The sequence below is a fragment of the Paenibacillus sp. FSL H8-0280 genome (assembly GCF_045040665.1).
Lineage (GTDB): Bacteria > Bacillota > Bacilli > Paenibacillales > Paenibacillaceae > Paenibacillus > Paenibacillus xylanexedens_A.
The window spans coordinates 706,531-723,298 of record NZ_CP150296.1 but is presented as its reverse complement, the minus strand read 5'-3'; the positions used below and the strand labels follow the sequence as shown (position 1 = coordinate 723,298).

Annotated in this window: 15 protein-coding genes; 3 read left to right on the top strand and 12 right to left on the bottom strand. The window is 47.3% G+C overall.

The genetic code is table 11. From position 1 onward, the window contains the following. Positions 1 to 96: 96 nt before the first annotated feature. Complete coding sequence (locus tag MHI12_RS03385; protein ID WP_405171525.1) at positions 97 to 912, top strand: alpha/beta hydrolase family protein; 816 nt, start codon at positions 97 to 99, stop codon at positions 910 to 912. A gap of 126 nt (positions 913 to 1,038) precedes the next feature. Here MHI12_RS03385 and nadE read toward each other — a convergent pair whose 3' ends face one another. The 3 genes from nadE to MHI12_RS03370 all read right to left on the bottom strand — a co-directional run bounded on the left by nadE (position 1,039) and on the right by MHI12_RS03370 (position 4,339). Further along, entirely contained in the window at positions 1,039 to 1,848 is an 810-nt protein-coding gene (gene nadE / locus MHI12_RS03380; RefSeq protein ID WP_047841401.1) for an ammonia-dependent NAD(+) synthetase, read from the bottom strand. A 139-nt stretch (positions 1,849 to 1,987) separates the two neighbouring features. Then, entirely contained in the window at positions 1,988 to 2,422 is a 435-nt protein-coding gene (locus MHI12_RS03375) for a BrxA/BrxB family bacilliredoxin (RefSeq protein ID WP_017690788.1), read from the bottom strand. A 222-nt stretch (positions 2,423 to 2,644) separates the two neighbouring features. Further along, positions 2,645 to 4,339 (bottom strand): nitrogen regulation protein NR(II), encoded by a 1,695-nt coding sequence (locus MHI12_RS03370; protein WP_405171524.1) that lies wholly within the window; start codon positions 4,337 to 4,339, stop codon positions 2,645 to 2,647. Positions 4,340 to 4,534: 195 nt separating this feature from the next. On the opposite strand from MHI12_RS03370, the gene MHI12_RS03365 reads away from it, so the two are divergent. Further along, positions 4,535 to 5,803, top strand: coding sequence for an NAD(P)/FAD-dependent oxidoreductase (locus tag MHI12_RS03365; protein ID WP_405171523.1), 1,269 nt, complete (start codon positions 4,535 to 4,537; stop codon positions 5,801 to 5,803). Between the two features lie 142 nt (positions 5,804 to 5,945). On the opposite strand, the gene MHI12_RS03360 is transcribed toward MHI12_RS03365, so the two are convergent. From MHI12_RS03360 to MHI12_RS03325, 8 genes are all read right to left on the bottom strand, one after another. After that, a complete protein-coding gene (locus MHI12_RS03360; protein ID WP_341006028.1) occupies positions 5,946 to 6,329 on the bottom strand; it encodes a hypothetical protein in 384 nt (127 codons plus the stop codon). Positions 6,330 to 6,604: 275 nt separating this feature from the next. Next, positions 6,605 to 7,852 (bottom strand): ABC transporter permease, encoded by a 1,248-nt coding sequence (locus MHI12_RS03355; RefSeq protein ID WP_405171522.1) that lies wholly within the window; start codon positions 7,850 to 7,852, stop codon positions 6,605 to 6,607. A 21-nt stretch (positions 7,853 to 7,873) separates the two neighbouring features. Next, positions 7,874 to 8,605, bottom strand: coding sequence for an ABC transporter ATP-binding protein (locus MHI12_RS03350; RefSeq protein ID WP_253505498.1), 732 nt, complete (start codon positions 8,603 to 8,605; stop codon positions 7,874 to 7,876). A gap of 153 nt (positions 8,606 to 8,758) precedes the next feature. Next, positions 8,759 to 9,166, bottom strand: a complete 408-nt coding sequence (locus tag MHI12_RS03345) for a type II toxin-antitoxin system death-on-curing family toxin (protein WP_405171521.1) — start codon at positions 9,164 to 9,166, stop codon at positions 8,759 to 8,761. Further along, on the bottom strand, positions 9,163 to 9,426 hold the full coding sequence (locus MHI12_RS03340) for an AbrB family transcriptional regulator (RefSeq protein ID WP_405171520.1): 264 nt from the start codon (positions 9,424 to 9,426) through the stop codon (positions 9,163 to 9,165). Before MHI12_RS03340 ends, MHI12_RS03345 begins: the two co-directional genes overlap by 4 nt. 148 nt (positions 9,427 to 9,574) lie before the next feature. Beyond that, entirely contained in the window at positions 9,575 to 10,876 is a 1,302-nt protein-coding gene (locus MHI12_RS03335; protein WP_405171519.1) for a hypothetical protein, read from the bottom strand. Positions 10,877 to 10,921: 45 nt separating this feature from the next. Beyond that, on the bottom strand, positions 10,922 to 12,274 hold the full coding sequence (locus MHI12_RS03330) for a hypothetical protein (protein WP_405171518.1): 1,353 nt from the start codon (positions 12,272 to 12,274) through the stop codon (positions 10,922 to 10,924). A gap of 207 nt (positions 12,275 to 12,481) precedes the next feature. Then, positions 12,482 to 13,813, bottom strand: coding sequence for an MFS transporter (locus MHI12_RS03325; RefSeq protein WP_405171517.1), 1,332 nt, complete (start codon positions 13,811 to 13,813; stop codon positions 12,482 to 12,484). 346 nt (positions 13,814 to 14,159) lie between these two features. Between MHI12_RS03325 and MHI12_RS03320 the strand changes: the two genes are divergently transcribed. Continuing rightward, the gene (locus MHI12_RS03320; RefSeq protein WP_017690799.1) at positions 14,160 to 14,621 is read left to right on the top strand and encodes a MarR family winged helix-turn-helix transcriptional regulator; all 462 of its coding nucleotides are present in this window, start codon (positions 14,160 to 14,162) and stop codon (positions 14,619 to 14,621) included. 473 nt (positions 14,622 to 15,094) lie between these two features. On the opposite strand, the gene MHI12_RS03315 is transcribed toward MHI12_RS03320, so the two are convergent. After that, positions 15,095 to 16,600 (bottom strand): MDR family MFS transporter, encoded by a 1,506-nt coding sequence (locus MHI12_RS03315; protein WP_340032986.1) that lies wholly within the window; start codon positions 16,598 to 16,600, stop codon positions 15,095 to 15,097. Between the last annotated feature and the right edge of the window lie 168 nt (positions 16,601 to 16,768).

The following is a 16,768-nucleotide window of genomic DNA, read 5'->3' as shown; positions in this document are numbered from 1 at the left end:
GCAGGAGGGGCGATCAGAAGCGAGTACCTATCCGCATTACCATATATGCTAAAATATGAATCAGGAATCGTCTGAAATTCTTAGGAGGTCTGAATAATGCCCATAACTTTTGAATTGCCCACTGACGTAGATGCGATCATTCGCGGGGACTTTTTCCCTGCACAACAACCCGCTCAAGGTGTTATCGTTCTGTCTCACGGATACAAAGGCTTCAAAGACTGGGGCATGTTCCCCTATGCAGCTGCACAGCTAAGCCAGACGCATCATGTGCTGACCTTTAATTTCTCTCACAACGGTATCGGCGAATATCTGGAGCAATTCTCTGAACTTGAAAAGTTCGCAGTGAATACCTACAGCCGGGAGCTTGCCGATCTGGCCCTGGTACTGGAACATGTGGCTACACAACCTGAACTCACTGGACTTCCTGTATACCTGGTTGGTCATAGCCGCGGTGCGGGCGTAAGTCTCGTCTATGCACTGGATCATCCCGAGCAGGTGGCAGGTGTCATCTCCTGGAATGGCGTAACCAATCTGGATCTCTTCACAGCGGAGCAAAAAGAAGAAATGCGTACGCATGGCCGCAGCCATGTCGTTAACGGACGAACAGGCCAGCAGATGCCACTGGACGTGGTTATTCTGGAAGACCTGGACAAGCATAGCGAACGTTACGCTATCATTGATCGCTTGGCTTCTTCACCTGTGCGAGTCGCACTCATTCAGGGAACAGAAGATCCACAGCGTCTGCGGGACGGTTCTGCCGCACTGGTTCAAGCCCGCCCTGATATCCCATGGCACCAGATTCCTGAAGGGAACCACACCTTTAATACCGTACATCCATTCAAAGAAACCACTCCGCAACTGGAGCAAGCCATCACCCAAACCCTGCAACAGATCCAAGACTGGAGTAAGTAACTCATCTTTAATATAGTAGTCACCTGGATTTTTGCGGTTTCTCGTTCCACATAACAAAAAGAGTCACTGCGTGAGCAGTGACTCTTTTTGCATTCCCTATATATCGATCATGCTCATCCACCCGTATTAGATACCAGGAATGGCATTGCGTTTGTGATGTGTGCGCGTATAGAACGCTTCAAGGCGCTCTTGTGCAGCCGGATCGATCTGTTTGCCTTCGAGATAGTCGCTGTTCGCTTCATACGAAATTCCCAGCTCATCTTCGTCCGTCTGACCTTCCCATAGCCCTGCCGATGGTGCTTTGTCCAAAATAGCCTGTGGAACGTTCAGATATGCTGCCAACTGGCGTACCTGACGTTTGTTCAGCGTGCTCAGTGGTGTGATATCCACAGCACCGTCGCCCCATTTGGTATAGAAGCCTGTAATGGCTTCAGAAGCGTGATCCGTACCTACAACGAGCAGGTTCTCTTCAAACGAAAGCGCATATTGCATAACCATACGAGTTCTCGCCTTCACATTACCTTTGCCTTGGTGAGTCATATGACGTGGGCTGCCCAATGATTTGAAGCCTTGCTCCACTTCGAGTGCAATCTCATTCACTGCATCTTCGATATTGGTTTCCACGACATGCTTCAGATCGTATGCTTTGGCTACAGCGTAGCTGTGGTCGATATCGGATTGTTCACCATAAGGTTGGAACACACCAAGCGTTTTGTACTCTTGGTTGTTCTCTTGCGTAAGCTCGTCCGTCGCTTTTTTGCAAAGCGCCGTAGCCACTGCACTGTCAATACCGCCGCTGATCGCAATCAGCAAACCCTTGGCACCCGCATTTTTCACATACGTCTTCAGAAAATCAACACGCTTGCGTACTTCCTCTTCTTCATTAATGCTTGGTTTAACCTTCAATTCAGCGATGATCTGTTGTTGCAAACTCATCGTTCACACACCCCGTTTCTAAATGAATGAAATTTGATGTCCAGCTTGAAAGGTCCGAATGGTTCAATAACCTTATCTATCCAAAATGAAACGCCCCGGCATCGGTGATCCGAAGGGCGGGGCGTTCTATTGGAGCGAATTAACGGCAGTAACGGTCAAATGCACTTTTGAGATCAGCCGCAATATCCTCTGCAGAACGGTCTTCCACTTGATGACGCTCGATAAAGTGAACGAGTTCTCCGTCTTTCATCAGAGCGATGGACGGTGAAGATGGAGGATACGGTGCAAAGAATTCACGTGCTTTTGCAGTTGCTTCTTTGTCCTGGCCAGCAAATACAGTGTACAGGTGATCCGGTGTAATATCGTGCTGCAGTGCTTGGGACACACCTGGGCGACATTGACCCGCGGCACATCCGCAGACAGAGTTAATAACAACCAGCGCTGTTCCTTTTGCATCCGGAAGACTTGCTTCCACTTCTTCAGGAGTACGCAACTCCTGGATTCCTAGACGAGTTAAATCATCCCGCATCGGTTGAACCATATCTTTCATGTATTGATCAAATGACATCGACATTCGGTTTCACTCCTTATAAATGGTTGTTCTATGATCTCGATAGAATTAAAGGCCAATAAACTCTCCAAAACAACGTTACATTCATATCGAACATTATGGATGTAATGATGTGCTATTCCTATTATACATCCATAAGCAATGAAAGCAAGATTCAGAAACCGCCTGCGGAAAGGCTTCTTCCATAATATTATGTCTCAATGTCTGGCAATATATGCTGAATGACTAACGTTCAAATGCCACTTTGAAGGTCGTGCCCTGGCCTTCCTCCGATTCCACAGTAATGGTTCCATTATGTCGTTCCACAATACTCAGGCACATGGACAATCCAAGTCCGGTTCCCTTGGCTTTTGTCGTATAGAAAGGTTCAAACAGCTTTTCCTTCTTCACTCTGGGTAGACCAGGTCCTGTGTCACGTACACACAGTTCCACCTTATCATCCACTATCCGTGTCTCCAACGTAAGCACACCCTTCTCATTCATGGCTTCCATCCCGTTACGGGCCAGGTTCAACACCACCTGTTTGATTTCCTTAGAATTGAGATTCAGCTTTGGCACATTATGGGCCAACATGAGTTCTATACTCTGACCACGCAGGTTCGCATCCGCCCATAACAATGGACTGAGTTCATGGATGATATCGTGTAACTGGGATTCTTCTTTCTCGGCAATACGATTCTGAGCCAAAGACAAGAAATCATTAATGATACTGTTGGCCCGGTCCAGTTCTTCCAGAACGATCCGGTAATAGTGATCGAGGGAGTCAGGACTCTTTTCCTGCATAAGTTGAAGAAAGCCCCTCACAACCGCCATTGGATTACGCACCTCATGCGTAATGCTTGCAGCCATCTGCCCCACCAGACTGAGACGATCCACATTATCCAGTTCACTTCGCAACATCTCAAGCTCCGTGATATCCTGGATGATCAGCATGGCTCCTGTAACTTCTCTCGCAGACTCTGTTGAAAAGGAATAAATTGGTACGGTTCGGGACTGAAATACGTATGCACCGTAACGAACGGTCAACCCACTAATCTCACCATGAACGATGGCTCTGCGAATACTTTTATCCATCTTATCCGCCTGACCTTGTTCAACAAATTGACTGGCAGGCTGTCCGATGAGATCAGGTGTGGAGGTACAAGGTAGTTGCTCCCTTGCGGTTTGCTCCATCATCTCATTGACAAACATCACTGTGCCTTGTTTATCTACGGTAGCAATGGAGAGAGGCACTGCGTTCAGAATCTGATGAAGTTTCTCCGTTTCGGCTATGTATCGGTGATGGACTTCCGAGAGATGCTGCTCCAGCCCGCGATAGTGCTTCATCCGTTCCAGCCATAGAAGACTCAGACTGCCCGCAACAATGGCTCCAGTGGTATATCCAAGTGCTGTAAGTATCATGTAGGTCACAGAGTAAGTGGATTCATTCTGGAGGGATGCGATCCATAACAGACTCGTTACAACCAGTTCCATTGTAATCAGGATGATGAGGATCGCCATTTTGCGCGAAGGTGTATTATGCTTGAATCGTTTGGCAGACAACCATACAATAGGATAGAGAAGAATGCCCGTATGAAGGAGAAATCCGTACAGATCATAGGGATGCGCAAAAAGAAAATAGAAGAGAATATGTAGAATGGACAGCGTTACGCCTATAGCGGACTTACAATACAAAATAACAAGTATCACAGGTACGATGCTTAATGATATGGGTACGGCCATCGGGCTTGCATAGAGCGCAAACAGCAGACACAATAACATGCTCGCGACACTTGTCACAGCAAAACTGGTATGAACGGTTCCGGCATGTTCCATTCTGGCAATAGCTCGCTTGGAGAGTACCAGACGGAATAAGGGAATCAGAAATACCGCCGACCCTGCCAGCAGTACTTGTAAAAGCATGTCCTTTAACGCAACCACAATGCCATCTCCTCCTCTGCCTGCACATTCCCTCATGTATTTCTGATTAAAACATAGGCGACAGTATATTACAATATATCCCTTAAGACTGCACAATAGAACTGCTCATAACTCCATTATATTTCAGAAAAAGCCAGGAGTAGACACATTTTTCGTAAAACAGACAAAATCAATGAAAAAAGAGGGTAATAACATATGTATGATGTCATTGTAATTGGTGGTGGATCTGCGGGCCTGATGGCTTGCGTTGCTGCTGCCGAGCATGGAGCCTCCGTGCTTCTGCTGGATAAAGGAGATCAACTGGGTCGTAAACTCGGTATCTCTGGCGGAGGTCGATGCAATGTAACCAATGCCAAGGAAACGGATGAACTCATCCGGCATATTCCGGGTAATGGACGCTTTTTATATAGTTCGTTTCAAAATTTGGACAACCAGGGAATCATGCGTTTCTTCGAGAATCTCGGAATTGCCCTGAAAGAAGAAGACAACGGCAGAATGTTCCCTGTAACCGATAAAGCGAAAACAGTCGTAGATGCGCTGGTAGGCAAAATTGTCTCCCTCGGCGTTGAGATTCGCACCAAAGAACCGGTCAAGGAAATTATTCAGAACGGTCAACAGGTACAGGGTGTTAAATTGATATCCGGTAAAACCATTCTTGGGCGATCTGTCATCATCGCTACCGGTGGCAAATCCGTACCCCAAACCGGATCAACCGGAGACGGTTATCCTTGGGCTGAGGCTGCGGGTCACACAATTACAGAGTTATATCCAACCGAAGTGCCCATTGTGTCTGGAGAGAGTTGGATTCAGTCCAAAGAACTGCAAGGTTTGTCTTTGAGGGATATCGCTCTATCCGTAGTGGATGCCAAAGGAAAAACAGTCATCTCCCATCGCGGGGATATGATCTTCACGCATTTTGGAGTGTCCGGGCCCGTCGCACTGCGTTGCAGCCAATTTATCCGCAAGGTTCAGATGAAGTCTGGAAACCCACAGGTCATTATGAGCATTGATCTGTTCCCGGAGCTGTCCCTAGGTGCATTGGAAGCACAGGTGCAACAGGTATTGGAACAAGAATCCCGCAAGGCTGTCAAAAACATTTTAAAAACATGGGTTCCTGAACGTATGATTCCCTTAATGATGAAACGGGCAGAGATCAGCGATGACCTCACGTTCCACCATTTCCCCAAAGGTATGTTAAGCAACTTGTGTGGGCTAATGAAAGCTTTTACCTTCCGTGCAGACGGAACAAGATCGCTCAAAGAAGCCTTTGTTACTGGGGGAGGAATCCACTTAAAGGAGATATACCCAAAAACAATGGAATCCAAGCTGCTGCCTGGACTATTCTTTTGCGGTGAAGTTTTGGATATTAACGGCTACACCGGAGGGTATAATATCACCGCTGCATTCTCCACAGGATATACGGCTGGCATGCATGCCGCAGAATATAAACACGCTAAACTATAATAGGTATTACACACTTTAAGCGCATGATGAATTAGCTCAGATGCCAAAAACCCCGATATCCACTATTGTGGACGATCGGGGTTTTTGGGCATTGTTCCATTTTAGAAAAATTGGCTCGAATTGCTCTTAGCTTGTGATGCTTCTATGCTTTCACACTGCCTGAGAATCCATCAGCCGAATCATCGTATGCCGGGTCATCACTATAGTTATGTCTGCCTTGCTCGGTCTGACTTCCCTGGTTTCCACTCGCATAACCCTCATTCCAGTCCTCATTCACGAGATGAGCCGGAATTGATATATTCTGAAATTGATCCAGTTCTTCCGTTTGCGAGGCAAATACGGCACTACCTCCATGAGATTGTACAATCTCTACGGCAGACTGAGGATCTTGGCGATCTGTAGGGATGTACAATTCCAGCGGGCCGGACTGATACGGCTTATATCCCAATTCCTCCAAGGTTGCCCTTGCGGCATTCAATGCTGAATCGTCTGAAAAGTGCACCTGTAGTTCGCTATTATCCATCATCGTCTCTTCCTCCTTGCTACAGCTAATCTCTCATCACCCATAGATGAGATTCTTCTTCTATAGCATGGGCAGATATAGCGCACGATATGCTCTGATTTAGAAAGGAATTCCTTTAGGGCGTGTCTGAAAACTCCGAAGGAAGCAGATTTTGCCGAATTTTCGTTCCAAGCAAGGAAGTTTTCCGCAGGCGTGCCGGGGCACGTCAAGGGAAAGTGACACAGCATGGGGCGAAAAGGCGGTAAAAGATGAACTTCAGCGAGTTTTTGAGACACGTCCTAGGCCCGGGTCAGCCGAACCCATCCGGCAATAGATAAGACGCAGAGTCCAAAAGCCACCGCACCTGCAGCTGTCAGAATACCGACGATCCAGCCGAGCCAGGCCAATCCCAGCGTGAATCCCATAAGAATACCAATCGGGATGAACAACATCCGAACCATCATTGAACCTGCAAGATGCAGCGCCTCCGAGTCATACGTTATAAGCTGAACATAGTCGGACGTGGCAAAAACATCCCAGGAACGATAAAACATCACCGTCAACATGATGATTAATAACGCACACACGATAACATTGACCGAAAAAGGTGGTAAGGCAACTGCTGCGATGGATAGTCCGCCAAGCTGCAGATACAATTTCATCGTGGCCGAGTTCCGGAAAAATGACTTGAATGCAATCTCCGCTGTCCGATTCGCGATGGAACGATTGCGTAACAGTTTACGTGGTTTGCGGAAGATGATAGAACGTGTTCGTGGGGCTTTCGGCTTGCTCACCGCCCGGCTTAACATTAGAGCTGTAAGCTGCAGCCTGCTCCGCAGATCCTCCCGCACATCCCCTTCAAACGTTCCCTTCATCAATAGCCTCATCTGTCCAACTGTAATTAGAAGAAGCATGATAATTACGATTCCAAATATGATTTTCCACGTCTGTCCATGCATCCATGATGTCGCATGAATGGTCATATAACCTATGCCAATGACGAGAGGGATCATCTGAATCCAGCGCCGCCATCCTGTATGTCGAACCTTCGTCATATGTAGTGTTATGGCTTGGAATGAAGCTACTGCACCAAACCAGACAGTCATAAGTGCAATCTGGAGATTCGACATCTCATAGACACGGGACCACAGGGGTGCGGTCAGCGCTGTAATCAGGATCATTTTGCCCAGATGTTGCAGACAGGACCGGTAGAGCCCTTGCCTCATTAACGTGCGCATCCACAACGGCCTTGATTTCAAAAACAATACATCCGCTTCCTCCACAAATATCAACACACCACCGGTAAGCATAACGACGTCGATCAGCCCAGTCAGTACGGGGAGCGGTAATCCTGTCGCCCATGCAGGCAGTGGTTTGGTCCACAGACTCGTGTACCATCCAATCAGATAGAGCAGACCCGGAACAAGCAGGTATACCCACACTGTCCAATCCACGACGAGTCTGAGATTTTTCATCTGTTCCTTGAAATGTTCTTTGCGTCTTCGTCTGTATAAACGAAGTGGGGTATAACGCTGGGAAGTTTCCATTCTCTCTCACCCTCTCTCTATCTAAGACGTCAGTACATCGAAACAGTCAAACAAAGAGGCTTCCGGTAATCCTGCCGCTTCACGGATCTCATCCAATGTTCCCTCGGCAGCAGATCTGCCCGAAGCAATCAGAATAAACCGGTCGCAGATTCGTTCAGCGGTATCCAGTACATGCGTAGACATAAGCACACCCGCGCCGCGGCGACGTTCATCATCAAGTAATTTTAGAAAATCCTTGGTTGCACGAGGGTCCAGTCCGATGAACGGCTCGTCCACAATATAGATATCCGGTGAAGACAGAAATCCGATCATCAGCATCATTTTCTGCCGCATGCCCTTTGAGAAACTGGCTGGAAGATCATTCCGAACGTGGTCCATACCGAAACGAACCAACAGTTCCTCCGCTCGGGCAACAAAAGCTTCTTCCTCCATTTCATACGCCGCTGCGGCCAGATCAAGATGTTCCCATAAAGTCATATATTCATAAAAAACCGGTTGCTCCGGGATATAGGCATAACGACCATCTCCCCCAATCGTCACTTCATAGTTCGCATGTTCCAGCAGACCAAGAAGCGTTTTTATTGTGGTACTTTTGCCCGCACCATTGGGTCCGATAATACCCACTAGCTCTCCTCGCGCCACATTCATTCGAATATTGCGTATGGTTGATTGTCCTGGCTCGTATCCTGCCTCTGTAATATGTACGTCCAATATGGACTCCTGTATGGTTGTACCTTCATGCTCTATCTTCATATCGAACACTCCTGTTCTGATTCGGGGCTTGTTAGATCATCTCATTTTATTGTATAAGAGTTTTGTGTTGTTTGTTTGATCATTTTGAGCATTCTTATTTCGGCAAAAAAATAAAGCAATAAATCATAGTAATGTATGACTTATTGCTTAGTATTATATTTCATTTTCAGTAACACAGTATGTACGAATAATTGAGACTAATTGTTCAAATGTATACTTATGGTTCACCATATCAACAGTAAAGTCCTCAGCAAAAGTTTGATCCATTTTAAGATACACATTGTTATAACGCAGAAAGATTACTAATGCGGTAAACGCCGTTCTTTTATTAGCATTATGAAAAGGATGATTTTGGCCCAAAGATTGAAAGATCGCGACAGATTTTTCATATATAGATGGGTAGGCTTCGTTGCCAAAAACTGATGATTGTGCTCTTAAAACAGCAGATTCAAGCAGACCAGAATCTTTAACTCCAATCTGCTCTCCAGGACTGTAACGCTTAATCATAGCGACGTTGATCGCAATAACCTCTTGAATACTCAAATACCGGGTCATGCTCATCTATCCTTGAGACCTTTCAAGGTTTGATCATATTCACCCATCACATCAGCCAATGTATCCATAAAATCACTACTGATTCCGTTAGGCAAAATAACTTTTGTAGACTTCTTAATAATAATCTCCCCGTTAGACTGATTTACCTCGATTTGAACCATATCGCCTTGCTCAAGACCAATTTGTTTGAAGGCATCTGTCATTGTTAATCCAAGACTATTTCCGAATTTCGTTACTTTTCGTTCCATCTCACTCACCCTATTCATTCATTTATCCTCCTTAATTATACTATTCAACTGTTATAACAATTATACTGAAACTTTTATCAGTTTGTATATTATTTTGAGTTCGAAATAAAAAAGAAGCAGGGGTTCCGGATCCCCTGCTTCTTCATATTACAGTGAAAATCTCATATTACCGATTTGTCTCCACCACAGATGTAGTTTCGCTCTCTGCATCCGCATCCACGTTCAGACTCAGATCCAGTGCGCCGCGGCTTTCGCTCGCATAGCTGCTGTTCACGTTACGCTCACTGTCTTTCACGCTACTGTTGCGTTCAGATTGAGTCCACGTCGTACTCTCTCCTTCTGCTTTCGCGTTCAGACCCAGATCCAGTGCTCCACGGCTTTCGCTCGCGTAGTTGCTGTTTACGTTACGCTCACGGTCATTCACGCTGTTGCTGCGTTCAGATTGAGTCCACGTTGCACTCTCTCCTTCTGCTTTCGCGTTCAGACCCAGATCCAAGGCTCCGCGGCTTTCGCTCGCGTAGCTGCTGTTTACGTTACGCTCATTGTCTTTCACGCTGTTGTTGCGTTCAGATTGAGCCATCGTTGCACTCTCACCTTCCGCTTTCGCGTTCAGACCCAGATCCAGTGCTCCGCGGCTTTCGTTTGCATAGTTACTGCTCACGGTACGCTCGGTGTCTTTCACGCTGTTGTTGCGTTCAGTTTGAGCTACTGTAGCACTCTCACCTTCCGCTTTCGCGTTCAGACCCAGATCCAGTGCTCCGCCGCTTTCGCTCGCAGTGCTACTGTTCGTGATACGCTCGGTGTCTTTCACGCTGTTATTGCGTTCGGATTGAGTCCATGTCGCACTCTCTCCTTCTGCTTTCGCGTTCAAACCCAGATTTAGCGCTCCACGGCTTTCGCTCGCAGTGCTACTGTTTACGTTACGCTCACGGTCATTCACGCTATTGTTGCGTTCGGATTGAGTCATCGCTGCACTCTCTCCTTCGGCATTCACGTTCAGACCGAGATCCAGCGCTCCACGACTTTCGCTCGTAGTGCTACTGTTTACGTTCCGATCATCGCCGCCTCGTGAATAGTCGCTCATCGTTGTACCTTCTCCCGACACATTGGCATTCAGGCCAAAGCCCAGCTTGCCAGAACTGCTACGCTCAACTGTGTGGTCGGAAGAACGATCATTGTAACGGTTCATACTCTCGGAAGATAAGCCGGCGTTAAGGCCAAGATCCAGATTCAATGCTCCAGTTGCACTGGATGAACCTCCGTAGCTACCATGGTTACCGTAACCCGTGTCACGGTGTCCAGACAGAAAAGATCCCAGTTCCAGGCGCAAACCTGCATTTAGATCCAGATTGCCACTGCTGTTATTGCTATAGCTATCTGCGTAAGTTGCCTGCGAAGCTCCCAGCAATCCAGCCACCAACGTACCCGACAATACCGACAATTTTACCCAACGATTCACTTTTTTCATGATTATATACACTCCTTCTCAATTTTGGTTGAATTAACGCCATTGTTATTGAGAGAAAGAGGTATATTGCGGCGGCCGCCCAGGCGGTGCCTGTGACCATTGACTGAATCCATCGAGCCGTTCCATTCGGAAAGCAAAATCGTAATCTGGCGTAACCAGACCCGTTGTTGCTCCCGGAAGTGCAGCGGCTGGAGCGGTTGCTCCACCTCCAGTTACACCGGACGAACCGGAGCTTGTCCCGGCGGAAGCATTAGCTGCTCCGGGAGAAGTTACCGCAACAGACCAACTGGTTGGTCGTTCTGTGCGAGCTTGCAATGGAGATGTTGCATCGACATCATCTTGTTTCAGATCGGCTTCCTGGTTACTCTGCACTTGTTCAGTGACAGCTGGTTTAGCAGCTGTCTGATCTACGAGGAATAACTCGTTATTGGGCAAACCTGCACTAACATCGGAGTCCTGCGTCAGATCGATCCCTTCCGCAGGCAATGCCTGCGGGACAAAAGGTTGTTCTGGACGTACTTCTGGTTCCGGGGTGACTTCAATCACTTTGCCCGTAACCTGTACTGCGTCTTGTCCTTCCTCGTTGTTCTGAGATGAGACAGGATTTGCGAGCGCACTCGTATTGGAAGTTTCAACATTCGGTGTTTTGACAACCGTCGGCTTTTCCGGAGTGACTACAGGCGGTTCCGGCTTCACACTGGGAATCTCCACCTTTTCCTGATTAGGATTGAGTTCAGCGGATACGTCTACAACTGGAACCTCTGCTCTCACAGAAGGAAGCTGGACATTTCCCTTACTCAGATCCACACGGGATGAAGAGATATTGACGGAAGTAACCTCAGGCACATCCACCTTAACGGAAGGTAATTCAACCTTGCCCTGCCGAAGGTCTGTTTTCACAGCAGACGTCTCTGCCTTGATGACCTGCGGTACCTCTGCGGTAACGCCAGGCAAGGAAGCTGTCCCTTCGTTCAGGTTCACCTGACTGCTTGATACATCGGCTTTGATCACCGGTGTATCCGCCTGTACAGACGGCAGTTCAACGGTTCCCTTCTTCGCATCAATCCCAATCTCTGATGTTCCGGCCGATCCAAGCGGTGTATCTACTTTCAGCTCAGATACACTCAACTTACCTGTGGATTCATTCGCTTTGATCGACGGAACTTCAACATCTAGCAGTGGTGTGGATACCGATACCGACGGAGTCAGGTCCAACCCGCCATCCGAATCACGTGAAAACAAATTTAGCGACAATCCGCTGGAAGGTTTTTCAGAAGATACCTGAACCTCGTCTGCGTATACATGTGACGATTCAAACCCCAGCATCAAAGTCCCGGCGAGTATAGCCAGTGGTATGCTTCCAAGACGTACTATGGATTTTGGTAACTTTACATTCAAGTTGCTTCACCCCCTTTCCGCTAATGCGTTGGTGGGACAAGGCATATGAGTTTTCCCCTAGGAATAATTAGAATACAGGGATTTCTGCCTGTTCCTCATTAAACGTGAAGGCGTTTACTCAAACGCTTTTTAATCATAAACTTAAAATTTGAAGTAAATTCAAACCTTCATTTTAACTGTTCTAACCTGAGCAGATCCGGCCTGTTTTCAGTCGCCTGCAATCATGGTCTTGGCTTCAATGGAGCCATTCAGATCGGCTTTTTCCCCGCTACGTTTCATCAAATAAATCAAACCAAGCAAGGTCAGCAAGATGCCTGAACAGACAAAAGCCGGCACTACACCAAATGAGGTGACCATAAATCCGCCTACCACCGGGCCCATAATATTACTGGCTGTCATCACGCTGCCTACCGTTCCAAATACCCTGCCTGTCATCGCTTCAGGTGTCTGTTCCTGCAACAGGATCTGAAAGGGGACAATCGCAAACCCAATTCCGACACCTGCCAGGGCAAAAAGGGATACTAACAACAGATTGGCACCTAGCCCGGCGTGCGGCCAAATCCCAACAATAACTCCGGCTCCGCCGATAACCAGACCCATGAGTATGGTACCCAGACCCATTTTCAAAACATGCCCTGCATGCTTCCACTTCCGTACACTCATCGCTGCAATTAATGTGCCTACGCCACTGGCTGCCACGCACCATCCCAGCAGATCACTTGAAATTCCGGGAAGTTGTCTGAATAACACCACAGTCTGTGAATCGGCAAATTGCAGAAAAAGTATGGCTGAAGCAAGCAAAATCAGAGACGTTCCTACATGAGGGAGAGATGCGAGCATGCGGATACCCTCCAGTGTTTCTTTCCAAAAAGAGCCTTTTGAGCGGTTGCGAACATCCCCAGCTGTCTCTTCCTCTACTTCTGTTACGTTATGAATTGCGGTTTGGATCACCCGAGTTCCAGGAATCCACAATAAAATGATGCCGGAGATCAGAAAAGAAGCTGAATCGAGAACAAAACACCAGGTAATGCCAAAAGCGGCTACCAGCAGTCCACCAAGCGCTGGACCGATAATTTTGGACATCTGTTCGATCACCGAGCTGATGGATACAGCTTGCGCAAGCTGTTCGCGAGGTACAATTTCCTTCAGCTTTCCGTTTTTGGCCGGAGAGAAGATTACATCGAACAGGGATTTGAGGATAAGCAGTATGTAAACGTGCCAGATCTGGTCAGCAAAAATTAACGCACCCACAATGATGATCCGTGCACCATCAGCTACAATCATCAGCCATTTTCGGTTCAGGCGATCTGCAAGTGTGCCTGCGAATGGCCCTGTCAACAGAATGGGTAGTGCTGCGGAAAGTGTGACAAATGTAATCTCCCATGGCGTTGCATTCCAGCGGATACCCACGAGGGTCAGGATTGCGAGCAGATGCAGCCAATCACCCAGATTGGAAATGGCCTGTGCCACCATCAATGTTACAAAAGATCGGTTATTCTTCAGCGGTCGTTGTCCTTCAAACGTTAAATCACTTGTCATCCTTCTTCTCCCCCATTATCTTCCAATTCACAGTATGAACTCATTATATAGAGCAGCCCTTGACTCGACCTCCTGCCAGAGGCGGAGAAAAAGCGACATCTGAAGGATGATTTTTCAGCATGATGAATGATCAAATTTTAAATGCTAAAAATGCAAATCTTGTGACATATCGCATGTTTTTCGTAGAAATAGAAGTTTACAATTAAACCATGGCGACAACCTGAATCGTCAAACATAACTAACCAACTCATATAAGTTGAAATACTCTTTTACATGAACAGCATAACGGAGAGGACCCCTCTTCATCATTTCAACTTATAAACTAATCTGAAAAGGCGGGATCAGCATGCTGGAATTACAAGAAATCGGAACCGAACGTTCACTTCATCTGTACCGCACCTTGGCCCAGACATTCAAGAGCGTGAATGAACACGCTGTATCCGGAAGCAAAGTGCATGGCTTCAACCCCACCGCATACGGGGTGCTCGAAGTGTTATATATGAAAGGAGCTCAGCCGATTCAACAGGTTGGCGCACAACTTCTGCTACAAAGTGGTAATGTGACCTATGTGATCGATAAGCTGGAGCAAAAAGGATTGTTACACCGCAAACATTGTCCGCAAGACAGACGTATCATCTTTGTGGAACTGACCGAAGAAGGACAGCGCACCATGGATGACATCTATCCAGGCTATGCGTTGAAGATTGATCGGGCGGTAAGTGGACTAAGTGAGGAAGACAAGGAATTGCTGTCCGAACTTTTGGGAAGGCTTGCACATTCCGCAGACCGTTTATCAGCAAGCAGCTAGAGCGTCTTTTCAAACCTGTCGGAAGCCGGAGCGTAACAGAATGTACTGGAGCAGATATGGAGCGGGAGCGCTAACGCTAACGAACCTGTGACGTCTTATTCAGGGGTTTGAAGCGCTCGCAGCATTTTAAGGAATCTGACACACGCTATCTTTGAAGAAACAGCCGTTTACAACGTGTTTTTCAGGTGATTTCGGGATATAAGGTGTCTCATGTTCCTTACAATTTAGAAAGAGGAGCAGAAGGTCAAATAAGACGTCCTCCGTTCCTTAGAAATTCGTCTGGACGATTCACCAGGATCAGCCAGCCTGTAATTCAAAATGCTTTAGGCCCGGACATCCCCCAACGCATCACTTGCCTAAGTTTGAAGATACACTCTAGTCCACTGCACATGTGCCATCAACAAAAATAACCGGATTTGCCTGACATCGGCGAATCCGGTTTTTCATATGTTTTTCGTATATATATCTTCTTTTTACTTTGAGCCTTGTGGCTGCGGTGGAGCATCTGCATCTTCGGGTACAATTAAACGTTTGCGTAGAGCCAGCGTCGTTACCCACGAGACCAGTGCAATGACAAACATAATGACAAACAAGGAATGCAAGCTTCCTTCCAGCACGTTACGCAGCAGCGCCCATTTATCATCAGATAACGCTGCATCCGTATGTGGTGCGAGCAGTTCATTCAGATCATTTTCCGAAATTCCGGCTTCCGCCAGATTCTGCTCACTGGATAACGTGGAGATCCGATAGTTCAACCAGGTACCAAAAGCCGCTGCACCAATCGTCTGTCCCAACGTACGCATGAACGTATGCAGTGCCGTAGAGGAACCACGTTCCTTATACCCTACAGACGACTGCGCAATAATGGTGAAGATCGTAAAAGCAAAACCGAAACCAAGACCATAAATAAAGGTCAATATAAAGAGCACAGCCTGCGGGGATGTCCCGCCCACCAGAAAGAGTCCACCCGATCCAATCGCAATACCGGTTAACCCAATCAATGCGGTCATACGTGATCCAATTTTCATCAACAGGCGGCCTGCCATCACACTACCAATGAGCCAACCCACCGACATCGGCGCGAGCAGCAGCCCGGATTCCGTCGCATTACCTCCCCGAACCCCCTGCACCCAGAGCGGCAAATAACTGGTTAGGCCGATCATCAGGGTACTGGTCAGCAGTCCTGCGATATTCGCTACACGGATGTCCCGAATTCGGAACAGATGTAGTGGAACCATAGGGGCCTGAGCTCTTTTCTCCACCACGAAAAATAAAATAATAAACAGAGCGGCGACCACACTCAGCACAACAATTAACGGAGAACTCCAGGCATAATACTGCCCACCCGCCGACAGGACAAATAACAATGCAGTAATGCCCACCGTGAAGGTCAACGCACCGACATAGTCAATTTTGGCCGTACGTGGAGAGATATCTTCCTTCAGATAACGAAATACAAACCACATCGCAAGCAGACCAAACGGCACATTAAAACCAAAGATCCACTGCCAGCCCAGATTATCTACAAAATAACCCCCAAGCAGCGGTCCTGCCAGAGAGGAAATGCCCCACACGGAGCTGATCCAGCCCTGAATTTTGCCACGTTCTTCAATGGCGTAGATGTCCCCAATAATCGTAAATGTAACAGGAACTACCGCACCCGCACCAATCCCCTGTATAGCACGGAAAATAATCAACTGCTCCATATTCTGCGACAGACAGCACAAGAGTGAACCCAGTAAAAATAAGGCACAGCCAATCAGAAACACAGGCTTTCGTCCATACAAGTCACTGATTTTACCGAAAATGGGCGTACTCACAGCCATCGTCAACAGGTATGCGGTGAAAATCCAGCTCAGCAGCTGTACACTTCCCAGCTCACTGACAATGGTCGGCCCTGCCGGACCAATTACGGTGCCCTCAATCGCTGATAGAAATGTCGCGAGCAACAGCCCCGTCAAAATGAAACTGCGCTTCAAACCTCCAGTTGCATTCACACAAACCCTTCTCTCTTTGTTCTCTATATAATTGGTACGTTAATTTACACATCTACTACGAACCAGAACAAGCTTCCAATCGCTGTTATCCCCAGATTTTTTCTTCTCCTCTCTAAACGAGAAATCCGGTGATAAAGGCGAACGCTTCGC